Below are 21,029 nucleotides of genomic sequence, written 5' to 3'. Positions count from 1 at the left end.
GGCCATGGCTGGCACACTGTCCTCCATGCACCTCATCACGCCCGCCCTGCGCGACTACGCGTGGGGCACCAGGGACGACATCGTGGGTCTGCTCAACATCGAGCCGACCGGCGGCCCGGTCGCCGAGGCATGGTGGGGGGCCCACGAGAGCGGCCCCGCTCATGCGCACACGCCCGACGGCATCGAGAGGCTCGATTCGCTCATCGCGGCCGACCCGGCGTCATGCCTGGGCGACGAGTGCGCGCGCAGCTATGGCGTCCGCCTGCCCTTCCTGCTCAAGCTGCTGGCGATCGACAAGCCGCTGTCCATTCAGGTCCACCCCACGATGGAGCAGGCGCGGGCGGGATTCGCGGCGGAGCGGCGCGAGGGCTCGGTGGGTCCGTACGAGTTCCAGGACCCCTTCCACAAGCCCGAGATGGTGTTCGCCCTCACGAACCTGCGGGTGCTCGCCGGAGTGCGGCCCGTGGAGGACCTACGTGCCGACCTGCGCTCGCTGGGCACCGCCGACGCGGACCGCCTTGCCGCGGCGGTTGGGGACGACATCTCCGAGTTCGTCTCCCTCGCGCTGTCCGGGGAGGTGGGCGAGGCGACGCTCGCCGCGCTCGCGGAGCGCGGGCGCTCGGCGCCGGAGGGGTCCTCGCTGCGGGTGAGCGCCGATGCGCTGACCGAGTTCCCCGGTGATGCGGGGGCCCTCGTGGCGCTTGGGCTCAACGTCGTCGACCTGGCGGCCGGCGAGTCGCTGTTCATCGGCGCCGGGGTGCTGCACAGCTACCAGCGCGGGCTCGGCATCGAGGTGATGGCGAACTCGGACAACGTGGTGCGCGGCGGGCTCACGCCCAAGCGCGTCGACGTGCCGCTGCTGCTGTCGCTCGCGCAGACCACCCCGGGCCCGGCCGCACGGCCGCGGGTCGACATGGCGGGGGCGGCGGTGACCCTGGTGCCTGCCGTCGACGAGTTCGCTCTGACGGTCGTCACGGACGGCGTCGCGGCGGTTCCCGCGGGCCCACGCGTGGTGCTGGTGGTGCAAGGGGAGGCCGAGGTGGCGTGCGACGGCGGCGCGATGACGCTGCGTCGCGGGCAGGCGGCCTTCGGCCGGCACAGCGAGGGGCCGATGCGGGTGAGGGCGAGCGGCGCGACCGTCATCGCACACCTGCCGGGGTAGCCAGCGGGCCGACCCGCACCGGTATCCTGATCAGCATGTCTGAACGCATATCCGTCATCGGAACCGGCTATCTCGGCGCGACCCATGCCGCGGGCATGGCAGAGCTGGGCCACGAGGTGATCGGCGTCGACGTCGACGCCGAGAAGATCGCGCGGCTGAGCCGCGGCGACGTGCCGTTCTACGAGCCCGGACTGCCCGAGCTGCTGCGCAAGCACGTCGACTCGGGAAGGCTCCGCTTCACGACCGATGCCCGGGAGGCGGCGGAGTTCGCGGGCGTGCACTTCATCGGCGTCGGCACCCCCCAGCTCAAGGGCGGCTACGGCGCCGACATAGCGTACGTGGACGCCGCGATCGAGACCCTCGCCCCGTTGCTCACCCGCCCCGCGGTCATCCTGGGCAAGTCGACGGTGTCGGTCGGCACCGCCGCCCGGCTCGCCGACCGCGTGCGCGAGCTCGCGCCCGTCGGTGACGAGGCCCAGCTGGGCTGGAACCCCGAGTTCCTGCGCGAGGGCTTCGCGGTGGAGGACACGCTCCGTCCCGACCGTCTGGTCCTGGGCGTCGATCTCGAGAACCCCGGCCGCATCGAGGAGGTCGCGCGGCGCGTCTACGCCCAGGCGCTCGCGCGTGAGACCCCGATCGTCGTCACCGACCTGGCGACCGCCGAGCTCGTCAAGGTGTCCGCGAACGCCTTCCTCGCCACCAAGATCTCCTTCATCAATGCGGTGGCGGAGGTGTGCGAGGCGACCGGCGCCGACGTCAAGGACCTCGCCGACGCGATCGGATACGACGAGCGGATCGGCCGCAAGTTCCTGGGCGCAGGGCTCGGCTTCGGCGGAGGCTGCCTGCCCAAGGACATCCGCGCCTTCATGGCGCGCGCCGGCGAGCTGGGCGTGGACCAGGCGCTGACCTTCCTGCGCGAGGTCGACAACGTCAACATGCGGCGCCGTCAGCACGTGGTGGAGCTCGCCGAGCGCGAGGTGGGCGGCAGCCTGGTGGACGCGAAGATCGCGGTGCTCGGGGCCGCGTTCAAGCCCGACAGCGACGACGTGCGCGACTCGCCGGCCCTCGACGTCGCCGGTCAGCTGCACCTCGCTGGCGCGCACGTGCGCGTGCACGACCCCGAGGGCATGGCCAACGCCGCGCAGGTGTGGCCCACCCTCGACTTCGCGGATTCGCCCGAGGACGCCGTCCGCGATGTCGACCTGGTCATCGTCGCGACGGAGTGGCGCCAGTTCCGCGATCTCGACCCCGCCGTGGTGGGTGACCTGGTGGCCCACCGCCGCATCATCGACGGCCGCAACTGCCTGCCGGCAGAGAAGTGGATCGCCGCGGGCTGGGAGTACCGGGGGCTGGGTCGGCATTCGGCATGAGCGACCTCATCGACACCACGGAGATGTATCTGCGGACCATCTACGAGCTGATCGAGGACGACGTCACGCCCATGCGCGCGCGCATCGCCGAGCAGCTGGGCCACTCGGGTCCGACGGTGTCGCAGACCATCGCGAGGATGGAGCGCGACGGTCTGGTCGTGGTGTCATCCGACCGCCGGCTGGAGCTGACCGAGGCCGGGCTGCACGCCGCAGTGCGCGTGATGCGCAAGCACCGCCTCGCGGAGCGGCTGCTGATCGACGTGATCGGCCTCGAGCTGGCGCACGTCCACGAGGAGGCGTGCCGGTGGGAGCACGTGATGAGCGATCGGGTCGAGCGGCGGCTGCTTGAGGTGCTCGACAACCCCCGCTTCTCGCCCTACGGCAACCCCATCCCGGCGCTGGCCGAGCTCGGCGTCCTTGACGACCCGGAAGCCCCGGATTCGGCCTCGATCTCGCTTGAGACGGCAGCAATTTCGGGAGTGACCACAGTCACAGTCACGCGCATCGGGGAGAACCCGCAGGCGTCCGAGGGGTTCCTCGAGGAGGCGATCCGCGCAGGACTCGTACCAGGAGCGACGGTGCAGGTCGGGCTCGAGGACGACGAGGTCATCGTGACCTCCCCGACGGGGTCCGTGGCCGTGTCTCGAGACGCTGCGCGACACCTCTTCGGCCTCCCTCGACTTGGCGAATCATCACGAATTGGTAACATGGTCGACTAGAACACGAAAGAGCAGGACACCGCAGGCCCCGGAGATGGCATTGGAACCTTTTCGGAGTTCCACTCGCTGGGCCAGGGAACATCAACGCACCGCAGGTGCGGAAGGAACGTGATTTTGACGAACGGATACATGCGCGCCAGGACGCGTGCGGTGGCTGCCACCGCTGGTGCCGCCCTTGTGGTGGTCCCCCTGACGGGCGCCGCCGCTGCGGCCCTCGTCGCCCAGGACATGACGGTCGACTCCGTCACTCCCAACACTCTTGCGATCGAGACGGAGGCCGACGCCGCCTCCGCTGATCTGGCCGCCGTCGCCAGCGAGGTCACCGCCTCCGACGATGCCGACTTCGACGTGAGCACGCCGGACATCGACGTGTCAGCGCACCCCGAGCCGGAGCCCGAGCCCGAGCCTGTCGTGGCCGCCCCCCAGGCGAACTCCTCGACCAGCTCGAGCTCCTCGTCCTCGCCTGCGCGCCCCGTCGCCCAGTCCACCAACGTCAAGGCCGCGATCTCGGGCTCGGCGGTCATCGCCGAGGCTGCGAAGCACGTCGGCGACCCGTACGTCTCCGGCGGCGCCGCACCTGGCGGCTTCGACTGCTCCGGCTTCACGTCGTACGTGTACGGCCAGCTCGGCATCTCGCTGCCGCGCTCGTCGGGCGCCTACTACAACGTCGGCACCCGCGTCTCGTCCCCCCAGGCGGGCGACATCATCGTCTCGCCGGGTCACGTCGGCATCTACGCCGGCCCGAACCTGCAGATCGACGCGCCGACGCACGGCAAGACGATCCAGTTCCGTGGCATCTGGCAGAGCAACCCCACGTACGTGCGCGTCACGGGCTAGTCCCTCCGCACACGCCAAGAGCCGTCGCCGCCTTCGGGCAGCGGCGGCTCTTCGCGTTGCCGGGGCACCGGCGTCTTCGCGTCGCGTGCGCCAGGACCCGCGTCCGGCGCCGCCGCGACGCCTGCGTCAGGTGGCGGCCGCTGCCGGGTCGCACGGACCCCATGGTGACCCCTAGGGTGGAGACATGCGCACCTCATTCGTACCGCGGCTCGGCCGCGACATCTCTCTCATCGGCCAGGGCTGCTGGCAGCTGGGCGCCGACTGGTCTCACGTCGCAGACGACACGGCGCAGGACATCCTGCGCGCGGCGGCCGATGCGGGCGTCACCTTCTTCGACACCGCGGACGTCTACGGCGACGGCCGCTCGGAGCGCGCACTGCGCGACTTCGTCGCGGACCGCGGCGCGGAGGGCATCACCATCGCCACGAAGATGGGCCGCCGCGCTGACCCGCACGAGGCGTCGCAGTACACCCTCGACAATTTCCGCCGCTGGACCGACCGCTCGCGCGAGAACCTCGGCGTCGACACGCTCGAGCTGGTTCAGCTGCACTGCCCACCGTCGGAGGTGTTCGCGAACCCGCAGACCTACGACGACCTCCGCACCCTCAAGCAGGAGAGGCGCATCGAGCACTACGGCGTATCGGTCGAGACCTGTGACGAGGCGCTCGACGCCCTGCGGGATCCGGACATCGCGACCGTGCAGATCATCCTCAACGTGTTCCGTCGCAAGCCGCTCGAGCACGTGCTCGGCGTCGCACGCGAGAACGGGGTGGGCATCATCGCGCGCGTCCCGCTGGCCTCGGGACTGCTGACCGGCAAGTACGACGAGCACACCACGTTCGGCGAGAAGGACCACCGCAACTTCAACCGCGACGGCGCGGCGTTCGACGTGGGCGAGACCTTCGCGGGCGTGCCGTACGAGGTGGGAGTGGAGGCCGCCCGTGAGGTCGCCAAGCTCACTCCCGAGGGCTGGACCACGGCCCAGTTCGCGCTCGCGTGGATCGGCGCCGTGGGCGCCTCTACGATCATCCCCGGCGCCTCGCGGCCCGAGCAGGCGCGGTCGAACGCCGCGGCGGCGGACATGCCCGAGTTCGACGAGGAGACCCTCGCCGCACTCGCCCACCTCTACAACGAGCGCATCCGGGAGCACGTGCACGCGAAGTGGTGAGATTCCTCCGTGTGCGCGGGTGCCGGTACCCTGGTCGGTGTCCCGCGCGCCTGTAGCTCAGGGGATAGAGCACCGCTCTCCTAAAGCGGGTGTCGGCAGTTCGAATCTGCCCAGGCGCACCAGGTGTTGGTTCCGTTCACAGAACCATGAGGCGTCGCCGAGCAGTGAGGGTGTCGCATCTCACATCGGAGCCCGTTGAGACGCGGCGAACCGGGCGTATAGTGCGAAGAGCAACGAAAAAGGCAAACCCGTCGCGAGGCGGGGACGCAAAGCCACGGGACCCACGGGGTCAGCCGGGCCACCGAACAAGGGAACCACTGTGAACGCCACGTCCGAGAGCCGCACTGCCGCCGCCTCGACTCCTCAGTCTCGAGGCCGTGCCCGCACCACCATTGCCGGCACCGGCGTGCTCGGCCAGGTCGTGACGCGATGACCGGCGAGCATCCCGAGATCACCCATGACAAGTTCCGCATCTGGCTTCGGCCAGACGGCCTGGTGGAGATCGAGTGGGCTCCGCACGTCCCCTCGGGCCTCGAGGACGCGGTTGCGACGATCGAGGCGATGACCGAGCTCACCGGCGGCAAAGCCGCCCCGCTGCTGGTGGACACGACGCACGCGGGTCCCCAGGACCGCGCGGCGCGGATGGAGTACGTCCGCAGGCAAGGGATCGTGTCCGCTGTCGCGTTGATCGTGGGCAATCCTCTGAGTCGAATGATGGCGACGTTCTTCATCAACGTGAGCAAGCCGGAGGTGCCGGTCCGTCTGTTCGAAGACAGGGCCGAGGCCGAAGCCTGGCTCAGGGAGCACGTGGTGTGATGACCCGCGCGGTGCCGCCGGACGGGGACGGCGCGTCCGAGAGGGAGCGCCGCCTCGAGGAGGTGGTGGAGGTCATCCAAGAGCTGGCGGCACTGAACTTCGACGCCCGCGCCTCCGTCGGTCGCACGGGCGACCTCGTCGACGCGGTCGCGGCGGGCGTGAACTCGCTGGGGGAGGAGCTCGAGGCGTCGTACGAAGAGCTGGAGCGCCGCGTGGCGGACCGCACGGCGGAGCTCGCGCGCGCCAGTCGAGAACTCGGTCGCCGAGCGATGCAGGACGACCTGACGGGGCTGTCGAACCGCGCGGCCCTGTGGGATCGGTTGGACCATCGGCTCAGCGTCGCGGACAGGCGCACGAGCGGTTTCGCGGTGCTGTTCCTGGACCTCGACGATTTCAAGACGGTGAACGACAGCCACGGGCATGCCGCCGGCGACCAGGTGCTGGTCGAGGTGGCCCGGCGCATCACGGCCGAACTGCGCGCAGGCGACACCGCCGCTCGCGTGGGCGGGGACGAGTTCCTCGTCCTGCTCGATGAGGTCGCCTCGGGCGAGGCGGCGCTGGCCGTCGCGCACCGCGTGAGCGACGGGCTGCGACCGCCCCACGAGTTCGGGGACCACCGCTATACCGTGACGAGCAGCGTCGGCGTGGCCGTGGGACCGGACGGCTTCGCGAACTCGGATGAGGTCGTCGCCGCCGCCGACACGGCGATGTACGAGGCCAAGCGCAGTGGTCGGGGCGTGTCCGTGCTCTACAGCGCCGACCGTCACGGCCGCACGTCGCTGGTCGAGATGGTGGAGGCCGATGACGCGGCGTGGGGAGGCACCCACCCGCACGCCGACGCCGACTGAGCCGTCCCCAGGCATGTGCCCGACGGATGTGTGGGGACGTTCGTCCCGTCAGCGGCGATGGAGCTGCTCATAGCGTGGAGGAACCACACCCACCGCCGCTTGTAGGAGGACGCCATGTCGGCTCCGTACGCTCACATTCTCGAACCCACCACCCTTGCGGGCCTCCCGCTTCGCAACCGCGTGGTGATGGTCCCCATGGGAACCGAGATGGGGGATCACGACGGCCACCTCACCGATCGTGAGGTCGCGTACTACGCCGCGCGCGCCGAAGGCGGAGCAGGGCTCGTGGTCACTGGCATCAACGCGGTCACCGACGACTACGAGGTCATCAACGAGGGGCTCGGGCGAGTGGACTCCGACGCCGCCATTCCGGGCCTGAAGGCCCTCGCGGATGCGGTGCACGCGGTCGGCGGAGCGATCTCCGTCCAGCTCACCGCGGGGCTCGGCCGCAACATCAACAACATCGATCCCCAGCGACCGCCCATCTCCGCCTCGGACAACCCTCACTGGCTGGACCCATCGGTGCTGTGCCGTCCCCTCGACCTCGAGGAGATCGCCATCATCGTGCAGAGGTTCCGCGAGGCCGCGCAGCGCTGCGCCGCAGCCGGGATCGACGCCATCGACATCCACGGCCACACGGGCTACCTGATCGACCAGTTCATGTCGCCGCAGTGGAACCGCCGCACCGATGAGTACGGCGGGTCCGTGGAGAACCGCTGCCGGTTCGCGACGGAGATCATCGCCGCCGTCAAGGAGGGGGCTCCCGGGCTGCCGGTCAGCTTCCGCCTCTCGGTCGACCACCGATACGAAGGCGGTCGCACCGCTGACGAGTCCAAGCGGATCGCCGTCATCCTGGAGGCCGCCGGCCTGGACCTGATGATGGCGGACGAGGGCTCGTACGAGGCGATGGACTACGTGTTCCCGCCGTACTACCTGGGTGACAACTGCATGATGGGCGCGGCTGCGGCCATGAAGGAGGTCCTCACGATTCCCGTGCTGGGGTGCGGCAACCTCACGCCGGAGCGTGCGGAGTCGGCCATCGCTGCCGGCGAGATGGAATTCGCTGGAATCGGCCGGGCGCTGATCGCGGACCCCGAGTGGACCAACAAGCTCGCCGACGACAGGCGGGAGGACATCCGTCCGTGCATCCGCTGCAACCAGATGTGCGTGGGCAACGCGTTCCTGGGCAAGGCTCTCGGCTGCGCCGTCAACCCGATGGTGGGGATGGAGCGGGAGCGGGTGCTGACCCCCGCATCGTCGCCTGGCCACGTGGTGGTCGTCGGTGCGGGACCCGCCGGCCTCGAGGCCGCGCGCGTCGCGGCGCTGCGCGGCCACACCGTCGATGTATACGAGAAGTCGGACCAGCTGGGCGGAGTGCTGTGGCCCGCGGCCACGCCGGAGTTCAAGAAGGAGCTGCGCTCCATGATCTTCTGGTGGGAGCGCCAGCTTCGCGACCTGCCGGTGACCGTCCACCTGGAGACCGAGATCCGGGACGACTCGCCCGAGCTGGCCGAGGCGGACGCGGTGATCCTCGCCACCGGCTCGAGCCCGATAGCGCCGCCCATTCCGGGCATCGACGGTCCGAACGTGGTCGACGTGATCGACGCCCACCTCGGCGCGGCACTCGGAAAGCGGATCGTGGTCTGCGGAGGAGGGCTGTCGGGGGCTGACTTCGCTCTCGAGGCCGCGCAGAACGGCCACGACGTGACGGTCGTCGAGATGGCCGACGGCATCGCCGGCGACCTGCTGATGATCAACCGCATCACGCTCCTGAGGGACCTCGCCGAGGCGGGCATCACGCTGCTCACGGGACACACCGTGACCAGCATCGACGAGTCCGGCGTCAAGGTGGGCGGCCCAGATGGGCCGGTGCACGTGGCCGCGGACACCGTGATCTCGGCATTCGGCGTGCGGCCCGAGACGGCCCTGCCCACGGCGCTCGCCGACAGGCCGGGCGTGGTCGCAGTCGGGGACTGCGTGCGTCCCGCCAAGGTCGGCGACGCCATCAACGCGGGCTTCGAGGCGGCCTTCTCGCTGTGACCTGAGGGCGGCGCGTGGCGCAGGCCGGCTCCCGCAGCCTTCGGGCGCGGAGAGCCGGCTTGACGCGGCGCTCGCGGAGGTCCACAATCCCGGTGACGGTGCGCGCCGGCTGTGCAAGTGGGCGCGCACTGTTCTCGTTTCTGGCGCCGCGGGCCGCCCGTGTGCCGCCCTGACGGGCGGCGTGGTGGCGAGGCATCCCGCACCCCGACGTATACCGTGGGGGAGTGGTGGATTACATCGGGCGCGCGCTCGTGGCCGACGCCCTCCGAGAGTGGCGCGAACAGCTCCAGGACCGGGCGACCGTGTCCCCGCTCAGGGACCTCGCGGCGACCCAGGCGAGCCTGGTCGACATCCGCGCCGGCCACCCCTCGGGCCTCGCGCAGCTGTTCGCGAATCGCCCCACCGCCATCTCCTCTCTGCTGCGCGACCCACAGGTCCGCGAGTCGGGCCTGCACCGCGGCCGGCTGATCCTGCAGGAGGCGGAGCGCGTGCGCGCCGCCACCGGGGCCTGGACGGCGGCGCTGGTGGTCGGCACCGTGGCGTGGACTGAGCGCGGAGAGCGCGTCGAGATGCCGCTGCTCATGCGGCCCGTCGGGCTCGAGCGCCACCGCACCGATGACGTGCAGATCACGCTGCGCGACGACGTCCACGTCAATCCCGTCTTCACCACGCTGGTGCGCGAACGCGCGGGCGAGTCCGGCGGGGACACGGCGCTGCCCGCGGTCGCCGGTGGGCGCGACTTCGACCCGCGCCCGCTGTGGGAGCACGTGCGGGGCCTGACCGACCTGTTCGGCGACGATCTCGAGGTCGTGGATCGGCTGCTGCTGGGAGCGTTCGACGACCCTGAGCAGCGTCTGCTCGACGACCTCGACGACTGCGACCCCGTCATCGCCGGGTCGACCGTGCTGGCCGCGGCCGCGGGTGACCATGACGCTCAGGCGCAGCTCGGCGAGCCGCTGCCCGCCTTCCCGCGTGGAGATCGCGACCCCTTCGCCGAGCGCGGCATCGGCGACCTCGACGACGTCCAGTTCGCAGCCCTCGACCTGATCGCCACCGGCCGGGACGTCTTTCTCCAGGCCCCTCCCGGTTCCGACGTGGTCGGCACGGCGGCGGCGATCGCCGCCGATGGCGCGGCCTCGGGCAAGACCGTCGCCGTGGTCGGCGGCCAGGAGCGAGCGCTGCGCGCGATCACGGACCGGGTGCGCGCGCTCGGCGCCAAGGACCTGGTCATCGACGGCACCGTGCCCGCCTGGAATGCCGATGCGCGGGCGCGCCTTCTCGAGTCCATCACGATGGGCACGCCTCAGGTGGACGACGACGGCCTGCGCGCGGCGGGGGAGACCCTGCTGCGGGCGCGCGGGGACCTGCATCGGCGCTTCGACGCGCTGCACCGCTCGCATCGCCCGTGGGGTGTGAGCGTCTTCGAGGCCGTGCAGGCGATCGTGCGCCTCACCACCGCCGATCTCGCCCCGGGCACGGCGCTGAGGCTCAGCAAGGAAGCCGGCGCGGTGGTCGCCGACCACGGCTTCGCCTCCGTCTCGGCCGCGCTCGTGGCGGCGCTGCGGCCCGACGACGAGCAGCCGGCCGCGGTTCCCGTCGAGGACGACGCTCCCAGCGCTCAGGCGGAGTCCTGGTGGGCGGATCACGCGGATCCCGAGGACGGTGCGGGCCTCGACGAGGCGCTCGCGACGCTGCTGGGCCGAGCGATACCCAAGATGCGTGCGGAGGCGGCCATCGCCGCGCACGAGACGGGCGTCGACGAGGCCGTGTCGATGGCCGCCTGGTTCGACCAGGTGCGCATGTTCGAGGCGCTCCGCGAGGTGTTGGAGACCTTCTCGCCAGCCGTGTTCCACCGCTCGCTGCACGACCTCGTGTCGGCGACGGCCCCCCACGGCTCGTCCCGGCACGTCGACATGCCGCGCCGCGATCGCCGCGCGCTCGTGCGCCGCGCCGTGGAGCTGCTGCGGCCCGGCCGCGGCAAGGACACCCTCCACGAGGACCTGGTCCGCGCCCACGACCTCGCGCTGCGTTGGCGCGCGCACTGCTCCGCGGGCGGATGGCCCACGGTCCCCGACGATTACGACGTGTTCGCCGAGCGCGTCGCCGACGCATCGGCCATGTGGGACACGCTCGCGCCGACCGTCCACATGGTCGTGGAGGACGAGGACCTCGCGGCCGTGCCGTGGGACGAGATGGTCGGCGAGCTCGACCGCCTCGCGCAGGGGCTGCCCGGCACCATCGACACGGACGCCGGCGAACCCTTCGAGATCGACCCCGTGGCCGCAGGCCTGGGGCCGCTCATCGACGACCTGCGTGCGCGCGATGCGTCCGACGCCCAGGTGCGGCGGGACCTCGAGTTCGCGTGGTGGGCCGCGGCGTTCGACGCGATCGTGCGCACGGACCCCTCGCTCACCGACTACGGGGCGCTGGGCGCAGCCGTCGAACACTTCCGTGCGTCAGACAAGGCCTTCTCCGGCGCGCGCGTGGGGCCGCTCATGCGCGCGGCCGCGGAGCGTCGCCGCTCGGCCATCGCTCGCCACCCGGACCTGGCGCGTGACCTGTTCGCCGCGCTGGTCGAGGGTGCGGACGCCTCCATCAAGGAGCTGTGGCGGGACTTCGGCGCGCTGTCCGCGGCCCTGCGACCCGTCGTCGTGGCGAAGGCAGAGCAGGTGTCGCGCCTCGCGCCGCCCACCCGCGCCTTCGACATCGCGGTGGTGGTGGCCTCGGAGTCGCTCGCGCTCGCCGAGCTCGTGCCCACCCTCGCCCGTGCCAAGCAGGTGGTGGTCGTGGGGGACGCCCACGCCGCCACCAGGTCCGCCGTCGCGTCCCTGGCCGCGCTGCTGCCGCACGTCACCCTGCACGCCCTGCCCCAGGGTCGGGATGTGCGCGTGACTGCGGCGCTCGCCCGCGCCGCGTACGGCCGCAGCATCGAGGCGCTGCCGGCGCCGGGAGACGAGAGCCGCTTCGAGCTGCGCATGGTCGACGGGGTCGGCTCCCCCGTCGCGAGGGCCGATTCCGTCGAATCGACGCGCGCGGAGGTCGCGGCCGTCGCGGAGCACGTGGCCCGGGCCTTCGACTCGCTGCCACGCCGCGAGCTCGTGGTCGTCGCGGGCAACCCCCTCCACGCCGCGCGCCTCGCCGAGGCGCTCAAGGAGCGCAGCACGCGCCTCGCGGCGGCGGTCCCCGTCGAGGTGATGGGCGACGCGGCCGGTCACGCGGTCGATGAGGTGGTCATCTCGCTCGGCTATGCCCGCGACTCGCGGGGGAACGTGCCGGAGTCGCTGGGCGCGCTGTCCGAGCCGTGGGGACGCCAGGCGCTCGTGCAGGCGCTGGTGGCCTCGCGCGCCTACGTCACCGTGTTCAGTGCCATCGCCGCGGAGCGCCTGCCCGCGGTGGGCGACGAGGGCGATGGAGTCGAGGACCTCCGCGAACTTCTGCAGGCCGGGTCGGAGCAGCCGATCGCGCCGGAGCGGCCCGAGCCCGCGCCGAGCGACTGGCTGCTCTCCGACGTCGCGAACCGCCTGCGCTTCGACGGTTTCGGCGTGCACGTCCGCTACGGCAACGGGCCCGATGCGGTGCCCATGGCCGTGGGCGGGCGTCACGACCGCGGATACCGCGTGGCAGTGGTGACCGACGAGGCGGCTCCCGCGGGCTCAGCGTCGCTGCGCGACCGCGTGCGGTGGCAGCGGACGTCCCTCGAGTCGCTGGGCTGGACTGTGGTCCCGCTGTGGACCCTGGACGTCTTCATGGATCCCGATGCGGCCGCGGAGCAGGTGACCTCCGCCCTCGACAGCGGCGGGCCCGCGCACGTCCAGGAGTCGCTCGAGATCGACATCGCGGCTCCCGCCGAGGAGTCCGACGAGGCGTTCTTCGACCAGAGCGCGCCCACGGAGGCCGAGGCCGTCACCGCGTCCCTGCGCGTTGCTCCCGCGATCGCGCCTGACGGCGCGCCCGGTACGACGGCCGATGCGGGGGCTGAGCAGTCTGCGCCCGTCGAGGTGGCGGGCATGCTCGAGTTCGACGAGGACGAGGAAGAGGACGACGTCGAGGCTGACGAACCGGACGCCGACGCCGAGGGCGCAGAATCCGCTGAGCCTGAGCCTGAGCCTGAGCCTGAGCCTGAGCCTGAGCCCGAGCCCGAGCCCGAGCCCGAGCCCGAGCCCGAGCCCGAGCCCGAGCCCGAGCCCGAGGACGAGGACGAGGACGACGAAGAGGCCCCCGCCGCGCCCGCCCAGCCCTCACTGGGCTTTGGCGTGCCGAAGGTGGCCACGAGCGCATCGGCCGCACCGAGCCAGCAGGAGGACGTACCGAGGCAGCAGAAGAAGCAGGGCGGCACGAACCCTGCGCGCAGCGCGAAGGATCGGGCACGCGGAACTGACCGGCCGCTGATCCCCACGCGCGCCTCGGAGGACCGCGACGAGGGATGGGGCGGCAGCTACGGCGACTCGCGCGAGGACGAGATCAAGCGGGAGCGGCCGCCGCACTGGTGAGCGGCCTGCGGGCCGTCAGGAGCCCGAGGACTCCTTCGCCGCGGCGCGGGAGTCGTTGCGGTAGAAGCCCGAGCCCTTGAACGTCACGCCGACGGTGCCGAACACGCGGCGCAGCGCGCCCTCGCACTCGGGGCACGCATTGAGCGAATCGTCGTGGATCGACTGGACCGCGTCGAAGCGGTGGCCGCATGCGCGGCACGCGTAGACGTAAGTGGGCATGGGCGCATTCTACGCGGGAAGAGAGGTGGTGCCTTGCGGGGTGATCACCCGGTGCACCGGCACGTCGTGCTGCTCGCGCGGAAGCCGCAGCTCTCCGGGCCCGCGGAACTCCGCCGCGAACGTGAATGCGATGATCGGCACCCCGTCGCGAACCTGCTCGAGAGCGCGGTCATACCAGCCGCCTCCCTGTCCTAGGCGGGTGCCCTCGGCGTCGACCGCGAGGGCGGGCACCACCAGCGCCTCAGCCTCCTGGATCGCGTCGGCGGGCAGGAACTCACCGGAGGGCTCCGGCGGGCGGCCGGGAGCGCGCTCGACGAGGTCCTCCGCCCCCTGGTAGAGCGACCAACCCCGCTGGAGGCCGTCGCCGAGCCTGGGGATCAGCACCTTCACGCCGCGATCGTGCAGCGCGCAGATGAGCGGGAGCGTGCCCGGCTCGTGAGGGCGGGATGCGTACACGGACACGCACTGCGCCGGGGCGATCGCCGGGTCCTCGAGCGCGAGGTCTCGCAGCGACTGTGCCAGTTCCTCGTTCCTGCGCTCGGATCGATGGAGGCGGGCCTTGCGGATGGAAGTGCGCAACTGCGCCTTCACATCCTCGGGGGCTGGCGCTCGGGTGGAGTGCGACTGCGGCGTCATGCCCACCAGTGTCTCAAAGAAACGTGAACGCGCCGTGTCGAGTGCCTCACAGACGGCGCCCGCGCGAGTCGGTTGCAGGCGCGCGGTGGTTGCAGGGGCTCGGCGCGGCGCGAGACAATGCACGCGTGACAGTACGGAGCCTTGACGGCCATCGCACCGCCGTGGCGGAGGCCCTCGCCCCGGGTCCGGTGCTCGACGTGCTGCTGGGAGACACGGCGGGGGCCACGCTCGCGGAGGACCTGGTCGCCGATTCCGCGATGCCGGCGGTGCCGATCGCGGCACGCGACGGTTACGCGGTGGCGAGCGCCGACGTCGCTGCGGCCCTGCCGGATGACCCCGTGAGGCTTCCGGTCTCTCACGACGTCAGCTTCGACTCACGCTCCCCCCGCCGTCACGTGCCGCGCGCGGCCGCGCGCATCCCGTCGGGCGCCCCGGTGCCCATAGGGGCCGATGCGGTGGTCGCCCTGGGCGACACCGACCAGGGCGTCGCGCGGGTGGGCATCGCGCACTCGGTGCACCCTGGCGACGGGGTCCGCCCCGCGGGCTTCGACGCGACGGCCGGCGACGTGATCGTGCGAGCCGGCACCCGCATCGGGCCCCGGCAGATCGCCGTGGCCGCCGCGCTCGGGCGCTCGCGCCTGCACGTGCGGCCGGTCCCGCGCGTGGTGATCATGGCGGTGGGAGACGAGCTCGTCGAGCCCGGCGCGGTGCGCCCGGGCGGCGGTGTGCCCGAGTCGACGACCCACATGCTCTCCTCCCTGGTGCTGGAGGCCGGTGCCAAGGCGTACCGCGTGGGCGCGGTGCCGGACGACCCGCTGCTGCTGCGCGCGACGCTCGAGGACCAGCTGGTGCGCGCGGACGTGATGATCACCACCGGCGGGCTGTCCGACGGCGTGCACGACACCGTGGCGGACGTGCTCGCGCGCATGGGCGGCTTCGAGACCGTGGACCTGCAGCTGCGCCCGGTGGGCCGGCATGGACTCGGGTCGATCTCGGCCGGGTCGCGCGACATCCCCGTGATCGCACTGCCGGGCGCTCCCGCGGGCGCCGCGCTCGCGTTCGAGGCCTACGTGCGACAGGCGCTACGGGTGCTGTGCGGGCACCCCGACGTCGAGCGCCCGGTGTTTCGCGCCCGCGTGCGCAAGCGCTGGGTCGTGCCGCCCGGAGTCGTGACCGCGATGCCGGTGGTGGTCGACCGTGAGGACCACGACCTGCCGGCGGTCACGCCCGTGGGAGCGGATGCGCTCGCGCTCACGGACCTCGCGAGGGCCGATGCGCTGGTGTGGTCGGGGCCGGAGGAGAGCGTGATTCACCCGGGGGACATCGTCGAGTGCACCTCGTGGGGTGGCTAGCCGATGCGCCCGCCGGTCGTCGCGTCGGGGGACCTCACGCTGCGCACGCTGGCACGGCACGAGGAGTACGAGTGGCGGCACCTGAGGCAGAGCAACAGGGCCTGGCTGCAGCAATGGGAGGCGACCGCCCCGCCTGGGGGCGCTGAGCCGTCCGGGACCTTCCGCACGCTCGTCCGCCGCGAGAGGCGCCAGTGGCGCGACGAATCCGCCTACCCCTTCGTGATCGAGTTCGAGGGCGTGCTCGTGGGGCGGGTCGCGGTGTCCGGCATCCGGTGGGGGGCCGAGCGGGGCGGGTCGATCGGCTACTGGATCGCGCAGTCCCACGCAGGCCGCGGGATCACGCCGCGGGCGGTGGCGTTGGCCACCGAGTTCTCGTTCGGGAGGGGGCTGCACCGCATCGAGATCGCCGTGCGTCCGGAGAACGTGGCGAGCCTGCGCGTGGTTGAGAAGCTGGGGTTCCGTGAAGAGGGCCTGCGGCCGTCCTATCTGCACATCGACCGCGACTGGCGCGACCACCGGGTGTACGCGCTGACTCAAGATGAGCCTCGAACTGGCCGATATTGGTCGGAGGGTGACTGACACGCCGCGCGCCATCCGGGTCTTGGTGCCCACCGCGCCGTACCGTCGTGCCATGGTTGCAGGACTCCTCGCGATAGTCGCGCTCGGCATCATCGTCGCGTATGTTCTGCCGCAGCGCATCAAGGAACGCGGCGAATACGCGCTCGTCCGCGTCGACGACCGCTACTCCTCCGACATGCGGGTCGTGAAGTCGACCGCCGAGCGCATCCAGCGCGCCGCTGCTCGGCCCTCCAGTGACTCGGGCGAGGTGCCGCTGCTGCGCACCGGCGGAGAGCGCGCCGCGCGGATCGAATCCGAGCGCGCCGAGTCCATGTCGCGCCCCGCCACCCCGCTTGACAGGGCGGCCGTGCATGCGCAGCGAGAGCGCGACGCCCTGCGACGCGACCGCGCAGCCGTGCTCGCCGAGCGCGCCGCTCAGGCCCGGCGCCGCGCGACCGTCGCGACCGCCGCGATGATCGTCGCCGCCGGCACCTGGATCGGCGTCGCCTTCACCACTCTCTCCCCGTTCGTGGGGGCCTTCGCGACGGCAGCGTTCGCGGGAATCGTCGTGACCGGCGCGCGGGCGGCCGCCGCCCAGCGCCGTGCCGACGAGAAGGCCCGAGCGATCGCACGCGAGGTCGAGGCCGCAGCGACCGCCACCCAGGCGCTGCGCACCGTCACCCGTGAGCGGGCCGCCGGACACGAGGCCCAGCCGTCGGAGCTCGCGACCCAGGCGATTCGCGTGCTCACCACCGAGGACCTCGCGCCGCTCGCCGCCCCCGCCCCGGTGCCGGCCCCCGAGCTGCCCGCGGAGCGGACTGCAGAGCCCTCCCCGTGGAGCCCGCAGGAGATGCCCGCCCCGGCCTACACGCTCAAGTCCTCCGTGCGTCCGCGCCAGGCACGCCCCATCTCCGACGAGGACTACGACGTCGCGCAGCAGCGAGCAGCCCGCTGGGGCGACCTGCGGGCGGACGACGCCCCCGCGCAGTCCACGAACGGGCAGCACGTGAGCGAGGAGCAGTCGACCTCCACGGCGGCTCTCGACCAGATCCTCGCCCGCCGTCGGCGCGCGAGCGCTTAAGGACTGGTGCAGGCGCGCGAGCGCCCAAGCGTCAGCGCGGGCGAGAGGCCCGAGCAGGCTGCGGTCAGCCGACCGCGGCCACGACCTTCTCGAAGAGCCGGTCGAACACCACCGACCTGTCGAACTGCAGCGCGTGCGCGCGTGCCCGCTGCTGGTGCGCCGCCCTGGCCGCTTCATCCATACCCAACACCGCCGTGTCGATGGCTCCGGCGATCGCGGCCGGGTCGTCGACCGGCACGGTGAGCGCGGTGTCGCCCACCGCCTCCGGGATTCCGCCGGTCTCCGTGGTGATGACGGGGCCGCCGCCGGCGAGCATCTGCTCGACGAGCGCGATCCCGAACGTCTCGGTGAACTCCGGCCGCGGCTTGGACGGCAGCGCGTAGGCCGCGCACGCCGCCATCAGGTGCGGCTTCTCCTCGTCGCCCACGTCGTCCAGGAAGACGATGCGCTCGGCGGCCGGAGAGCTCGCTGCGTGGCGGCGCAGGTCCTCGGCGTCCGGTCCCCGTCCCGCGATCACCAGCCGCAGCGAGTGGCCCGCCATCGAGGCGGCGAAGCCGTCGATGAGGTCGTCGACCCCCTTGGCCGCGCCCAGGCGTGACAGGTACAGCACGTAGCCGTCCCGCACGAGGCCGCGCGCGGCGAGAACGCGGTCGGTGTGAGCCTCGTCGAGGTTCAGGTAGGAGGCCGTGTCGATGGCCGGGTAGGAGATGGCGATCCGCTCGCGGCACTGCGCGGCGAACGACGTCCCGTGCCGCACGTCGATCTCGGTGGCGGCCTCGACGATCACGTGCTTGGTGTACTCGGAGACTGCGACGCACACGTCCTGGCTGAGATAGCTGGACAGCACGTGCGCCGCGGCGCCGAACCGGTCCTGTTCGACGCACGCGCGCACCACGTCGGTGACGTCGGAGCCCACCGCCTCGGCAATGGTGGTGACCCGCACGGGCAGGCCGGTCGAGCGCGCCGTCCTGACCGCATCGGCCACCGCGATGGTGTGGGGCGACAGGTACAGCGACATGCACACGGTGGGCACGCCGTCGGTGAACAGCTCGACCAGCCGGCCGGTGAGGCCGGCGAGGTAGCGGCCGTCGGGGATCTTGTAGCCGCCCACGGGTTCGGGGCGCTCGACGACGATGCCCGGGCTGTACGGCATGACGGTGTCGAGGGGCTTGAGCGGCAGGCCGGTCTCCTCGAGTCGCTCGAGGGGCCAGGTGACGATCCGCACCTCGTCGAAACCACGCGTGAGCGCCGTTTCGGCGAGGTTGCGGGCCTCGCCGGAGTGGCCGCAGATCACCGGATCGGCGCGCACCACGATGACGAGCCGGCGGGACGGATTCGCGGTCATGGTGCCTCCTCCAGTGGCGGCTCGCCGCCGGTGGTGTGGTCCACGGTCTGGGTGCCGTCGTCGTCGGTGGGCGCAGCCACGGGCGGCGCCGGTGCGGACGTGGGTCGGAACGACGGAGGCCGCCCCTCGCGTCCCCAGTCGCTGGGCTCGGGGCCCAAGGAGATGTGCAGCCGGCCGCCCTCGTGGACCGCGTTGCCGCTGAGCCACGAGGTGGTGACGGGTGCGCCGTTGAAGCTCACGGACTGCACGTAGAGCACGGGGGAGTCGGCGGTGGGCTCGACGAAGCCCGAGGTGTCGATGGTGAGCGTGCCGCGGGCCATGGGCATCGAGGAGTAGCGGAAGGACGGCGGGTGGACCAGGAAGATGTTCTGGCCGGCCACCGGGAACAGGCCCAGGGTGGCCCACACGTACCAGCTGGACAGGCCTCCCGAATCGTCGTTGCCGGGCAGCCCGCCGCGGCCGGTGCCGAACTGCTGGTTGACCACCGCGTGCACGACCTCCGCGGTGCGGTCGGGGCGGCCCGCGTAGTAGTACGCCCACGGCGCGTCCATGTCGGGCTCGTTGTTGAGGCCCTCGAAGCGGCCCAGGGCGTAGCCCTCGGCCATCTCCTCAGGCTCGGGTGCGAGGCCTGGCTGGACCACCGCATCGGCCCCATAGCCGAAGAACTGGTCGAGCATCGAGACGAAGGCCTCGTCGCCGCCGGCGAGGGCGATGCGCCCCTCCATGTCGTGCTGGATGCGGAACGAGTAGTTGTGGCGGGTGCCCTCGTAGAACGTGGAGTCCTTGAGGAGCCCGGTGTCCTCGTCGTAGGCGTTCACCCACCGGGTGGCGAGCTGCTCGTACTCGGCGGCGAGGTCGTGGTCCTCGACCAGGGTGGCGATGTGGCGCGTGCACCAATAGCCGAACGCGAGGTCGAGCGTGTGGCTGATGGGGTGCGCGTAGCCCTGCTGCAGGAAGTCCTCGCCGTAGATGCGCCGCAGGTCCGTCTGCATGTGCACCAGCGCCCAGTCCCAGTCGATGCCGGGCAGGCCCATCTGGCAGATGTCGGACAGCAGCGTGTGGGCCAGCGCGCTGCCCTGGCGGCCGAACCTGTCGGAGCCGCGCGCCATGCGGTAGCCGATGGGCAGGTTGCCCTCCTGCTCGCACACGGTCAGCAGCGCGTTCGCGAGCTCGACGCTGCGCTCGGGCGCCAGGGCCGTGAGCAGCGGCAGCTGGGTGCGGTAGATGTCCCACATGGTCGAGACGTCGAACACCCAGGGGCCCTTGGAGGGCCAGAACGGGCTCTCGTCGGCCGCGAAGCTCGGCTTGATGAGCGAGTGGTAGAGCGCCGTCGCGAAGATGGTGCGGCGGTCCTCGTCGGAGGCCTCGATGCGGATCGCGTCCAGGCGCTCGTGCCACGCCTCGCGGGTGCGCTCGTGGCGGGTGCCGAAGGCGGGGGAGCGGTCATCGCAGTCGCGGCGCAGGTTCTTGCGGGCCTGATCGACCCCGCGCAGCGAGAAGCCGATGCGGATCTCGACGGTCTGGCCCGCGACGGCCGGACCTGCCCACATGAGGCCGAAGGGACGCAGCGTGGTGGGGCGGATGTGGTCGAGGTCCAGGCGCGTGCCGCCGGGCATGAGTCGGCGGTCGTACCAGAGCATCTGGCGCCACGACTCGGCGTCGCACTCGATGTGCACGGCGAGCGGGGCGCCCTCGACGACGATCTCTCCCTGCGCGACGCCGGGCTGGACCGACTCGAGCTGCGCGCGCAGCGGCACGGTGGCGCCGTACGGGATGGCGAGGCCGCCCATCGACATGTCGACGACCACGCGGGCGTCGTGGTGATCGGGGAACGTGTAGCGGTGGACCGCGCTCTTGGGGCCCACCGTGATCTCGGCTCGCACGCCGTTCTCGAGGGTCGCGGCGTAGTACCCGGGCGTCGCCTTCTCGTCGCTGATGCCCCAGTCGCGGCCCAGCACGTCGAGCGGCTCGAGCATGGGCGTGACCCGGAAGTAGTTGTAGTACTTGCGGATCGCGCCGGTCCCCGATTGCTGGAAATGCGTGAAGCCGGACGCGCGCTGCTCGCCGGCGACCGCATCGGCCGCTTGGGGAAGGGCGGGGGGCAGGCCCTCCGTGGAGAGATCGAAGCTGCCGTAGCCGGTGGGGTAGCCGCCCGAGTAGGCGCATGCCGAGACCATGCCGAGCGGGAACGTCGCGCCGGGGTGGGTGTTGCCCACCTGCGGCTTGGGCCACCACCACGTCGCCGCGAGGCCCGACTGTGCGGGGAGGTCCGTCTGGCCGACGCCGATGAACGGGTCAACGTTGTCGATCACGGGCGCCTCCTCGTACGGCTCAGGGCGTGAGGTGACGTTCCTGGCGCCACACGTGTGACGGTAGGCCTCCGTGATT

The 21,029-nt window shown here is 71.9% G+C and carries 16 protein-coding genes, 1 tRNA gene and 1 riboswitch; of the genes, 13 read left to right on the top strand and 4 right to left on the bottom strand.

Features of this window, described 5'->3' with window-relative positions; all coding sequences use genetic code 11:
- The first annotated feature begins 4 nt into the window (after window positions 1–4).
- The 10 genes from manA to ACNI14_RS01965 all read left to right on the top strand — a co-directional run bounded on the left by manA (window position 5) and on the right by ACNI14_RS01965 (window position 13,450).
- Window positions 5–1,162, top strand: coding sequence for a mannose-6-phosphate isomerase, class I (gene manA / locus ACNI14_RS02010; protein WP_420518260.1), 1,158 nt, complete (start codon window positions 5–7; stop codon window positions 1,160–1,162).
- A 35-nt stretch (window positions 1,163–1,197) separates the two neighbouring features.
- The gene (locus tag ACNI14_RS02005) at window positions 1,198–2,532 is read left to right on the top strand and encodes a UDP-glucose dehydrogenase family protein (RefSeq protein WP_420518259.1); all 1,335 of its coding nucleotides are present in this window, start codon (window positions 1,198–1,200) and stop codon (window positions 2,530–2,532) included.
- On the top strand, window positions 2,529–3,251 hold the full coding sequence (locus tag ACNI14_RS02000; protein ID WP_420518258.1) for a metal-dependent transcriptional regulator: 723 nt from the start codon (window positions 2,529–2,531) through the stop codon (window positions 3,249–3,251). Before ACNI14_RS02005 ends, ACNI14_RS02000 begins: the two co-directional genes overlap by 4 nt.
- Before the next feature lie 150 nt (window positions 3,252–3,401).
- Window positions 3,402–4,088, top strand: a complete 687-nt coding sequence (locus ACNI14_RS01995; protein ID WP_420518257.1) for a C40 family peptidase — start codon at window positions 3,402–3,404, stop codon at window positions 4,086–4,088.
- Between the two features lie 184 nt (window positions 4,089–4,272).
- Window positions 4,273–5,256 (top strand): aldo/keto reductase, encoded by a 984-nt coding sequence (locus ACNI14_RS01990; protein ID WP_420518256.1) that lies wholly within the window; start codon window positions 4,273–4,275, stop codon window positions 5,254–5,256.
- Between the two features lie 46 nt (window positions 5,257–5,302).
- Window positions 5,303–5,378, top strand: a tRNA-Arg gene (locus ACNI14_RS01985).
- 109 nt (window positions 5,379–5,487) lie between these two features.
- Window positions 5,488–5,562, top strand: a riboswitch (cyclic di-GMP riboswitch).
- Window positions 5,563–5,685: 123 nt separating this feature from the next.
- Window positions 5,686–6,072 carry a DUF7793 family protein gene (locus tag ACNI14_RS01980; protein ID WP_420518254.1) on the top strand — a complete coding sequence of 129 codons (387 nt, stop codon included), beginning with the start codon at window positions 5,686–5,688 and terminating at the stop codon, window positions 6,070–6,072.
- Window positions 6,072–6,920, top strand: coding sequence for a diguanylate cyclase domain-containing protein (locus ACNI14_RS01975; protein WP_420518426.1), 849 nt, complete (start codon window positions 6,072–6,074; stop codon window positions 6,918–6,920). Before ACNI14_RS01980 ends, ACNI14_RS01975 begins: the two co-directional genes overlap by 1 nt.
- Window positions 6,921–7,034: 114 nt before the next feature.
- Window positions 7,035–8,960 carry an oxidoreductase gene (locus ACNI14_RS01970; protein ID WP_420518253.1) on the top strand — a complete coding sequence of 642 codons (1,926 nt, stop codon included), beginning with the start codon at window positions 7,035–7,037 and terminating at the stop codon, window positions 8,958–8,960.
- Window positions 8,961–9,184: 224 nt separating this feature from the next.
- A complete protein-coding gene (locus tag ACNI14_RS01965) occupies window positions 9,185–13,450 on the top strand; it encodes a PDDEXK-like endonuclease domain-containing protein (protein ID WP_420518252.1) in 4,266 nt (1,421 codons plus the stop codon).
- A 15-nt stretch (window positions 13,451–13,465) separates the two neighbouring features.
- Here ACNI14_RS01965 and ACNI14_RS01960 read toward each other — a convergent pair whose 3' ends face one another.
- Together ACNI14_RS01960 and ACNI14_RS01955 are read right to left on the bottom strand one after the other, a co-directional pair.
- On the bottom strand, window positions 13,466–13,669 hold the full coding sequence (locus tag ACNI14_RS01960) for an FmdB family zinc ribbon protein (protein ID WP_420518251.1): 204 nt from the start codon (window positions 13,667–13,669) through the stop codon (window positions 13,466–13,468).
- 9 nt (window positions 13,670–13,678) lie between these two features.
- Window positions 13,679–14,305: a 5-formyltetrahydrofolate cyclo-ligase gene (locus tag ACNI14_RS01955; RefSeq protein WP_420518249.1), complete on the bottom strand. Its 627-nt coding sequence runs from the start codon at window positions 14,303–14,305 to the stop codon at window positions 13,679–13,681.
- Window positions 14,306–14,430: 125 nt separating this feature from the next.
- Between ACNI14_RS01955 and ACNI14_RS01950 the strand changes: the two genes are divergently transcribed.
- Genes ACNI14_RS01950 through ACNI14_RS01940 form a run of 3 tightly spaced genes read left to right on the top strand, consistent with a single transcriptional unit; the run spans window position 14,431 to window position 17,296 of the window.
- Window positions 14,431–15,657: a molybdopterin molybdotransferase MoeA gene (locus tag ACNI14_RS01950; protein WP_420518248.1), complete on the top strand. Its 1,227-nt coding sequence runs from the start codon at window positions 14,431–14,433 to the stop codon at window positions 15,655–15,657.
- A 3-nt stretch (window positions 15,658–15,660) separates the two neighbouring features.
- Window positions 15,661–16,236: a GNAT family N-acetyltransferase gene (locus tag ACNI14_RS01945; RefSeq protein ID WP_420518247.1), complete on the top strand. Its 576-nt coding sequence runs from the start codon at window positions 15,661–15,663 to the stop codon at window positions 16,234–16,236.
- Between the two features lie 52 nt (window positions 16,237–16,288).
- A complete protein-coding gene (locus tag ACNI14_RS01940; protein WP_420518246.1) occupies window positions 16,289–17,296 on the top strand; it encodes a hypothetical protein in 1,008 nt (335 codons plus the stop codon).
- Between the two features lie 64 nt (window positions 17,297–17,360).
- Here ACNI14_RS01940 and ACNI14_RS01935 read toward each other — a convergent pair whose 3' ends face one another.
- Both ACNI14_RS01935 and ACNI14_RS01930 read right to left on the bottom strand, forming a co-directional pair.
- Window positions 17,361–18,641 carry a glycosyltransferase gene (locus ACNI14_RS01935; RefSeq protein WP_420518244.1) on the bottom strand — a complete coding sequence of 427 codons (1,281 nt, stop codon included), beginning with the start codon at window positions 18,639–18,641 and terminating at the stop codon, window positions 17,361–17,363.
- On the bottom strand, window positions 18,638–20,953 hold the full coding sequence (locus ACNI14_RS01930; RefSeq protein WP_420518243.1) for a glycoside hydrolase domain-containing protein: 2,316 nt from the start codon (window positions 20,951–20,953) through the stop codon (window positions 18,638–18,640). Before ACNI14_RS01930 ends, ACNI14_RS01935 begins: the two co-directional genes overlap by 4 nt.
- Window positions 20,954–21,029: the final 76 nt, after the last annotated feature.

It is taken from the genome of Demequina pilifera (assembly GCF_048814985.1).
Classification (GTDB): Bacteria; Actinomycetota; Actinomycetes; order Actinomycetales; family Demequinaceae; genus Demequina.
The sequence above is the reverse complement of the archived record's forward strand: the minus strand, read 5'-3'. Positions and strand labels throughout refer to the sequence as shown.

Bases quoted from the DNA above. Each gene is read 5' to 3' on its own strand.
- manA (WP_420518260.1), top strand. From the start codon at position 5: ATGGCTGGCACACTGTCCTCCATGCACCTCATCACGCCCGCCCTGCGC.
- ACNI14_RS02005 (WP_420518259.1), top strand. From the start codon at position 1,198: ATGTCTGAACGCATATCCGTCATCGGAACCGGCTATCTCGGCGCGACC.
- ACNI14_RS02000 (WP_420518258.1), top strand. From the start codon at position 2,529: ATGAGCGACCTCATCGACACCACGGAGATGTATCTGCGGACCATCTAC.
- ACNI14_RS01990 (WP_420518256.1), top strand. From the start codon at position 4,273: ATGCGCACCTCATTCGTACCGCGGCTCGGCCGCGACATCTCTCTCATC.
- ACNI14_RS01980 (WP_420518254.1), top strand. From the start codon at position 5,686: ATGACCGGCGAGCATCCCGAGATCACCCATGACAAGTTCCGCATCTGG.
- ACNI14_RS01975 (WP_420518426.1), top strand. From the start codon at position 6,072: ATGACCCGCGCGGTGCCGCCGGACGGGGACGGCGCGTCCGAGAGGGAG.
- ACNI14_RS01970 (WP_420518253.1), top strand. From the start codon at position 7,035: ATGTCGGCTCCGTACGCTCACATTCTCGAACCCACCACCCTTGCGGGC.
- ACNI14_RS01960 (WP_420518251.1), bottom strand. From the start codon at position 13,669: ATGCCCACTTACGTCTACGCGTGCCGCGCATGCGGCCACCGCTTCGAC.
- ACNI14_RS01955 (WP_420518249.1), bottom strand. From the start codon at position 14,305: ATGACGCCGCAGTCGCACTCCACCCGAGCGCCAGCCCCCGAGGATGTG.
- ACNI14_RS01945 (WP_420518247.1), top strand. From the start codon at position 15,661: ATGCGCCCGCCGGTCGTCGCGTCGGGGGACCTCACGCTGCGCACGCTG.
- ACNI14_RS01940 (WP_420518246.1), top strand. From the start codon at position 16,289: ATGGTTGCAGGACTCCTCGCGATAGTCGCGCTCGGCATCATCGTCGCG.
- ACNI14_RS01935 (WP_420518244.1), bottom strand. From the start codon at position 18,641: ATGACCGCGAATCCGTCCCGCCGGCTCGTCATCGTGGTGCGCGCCGAT.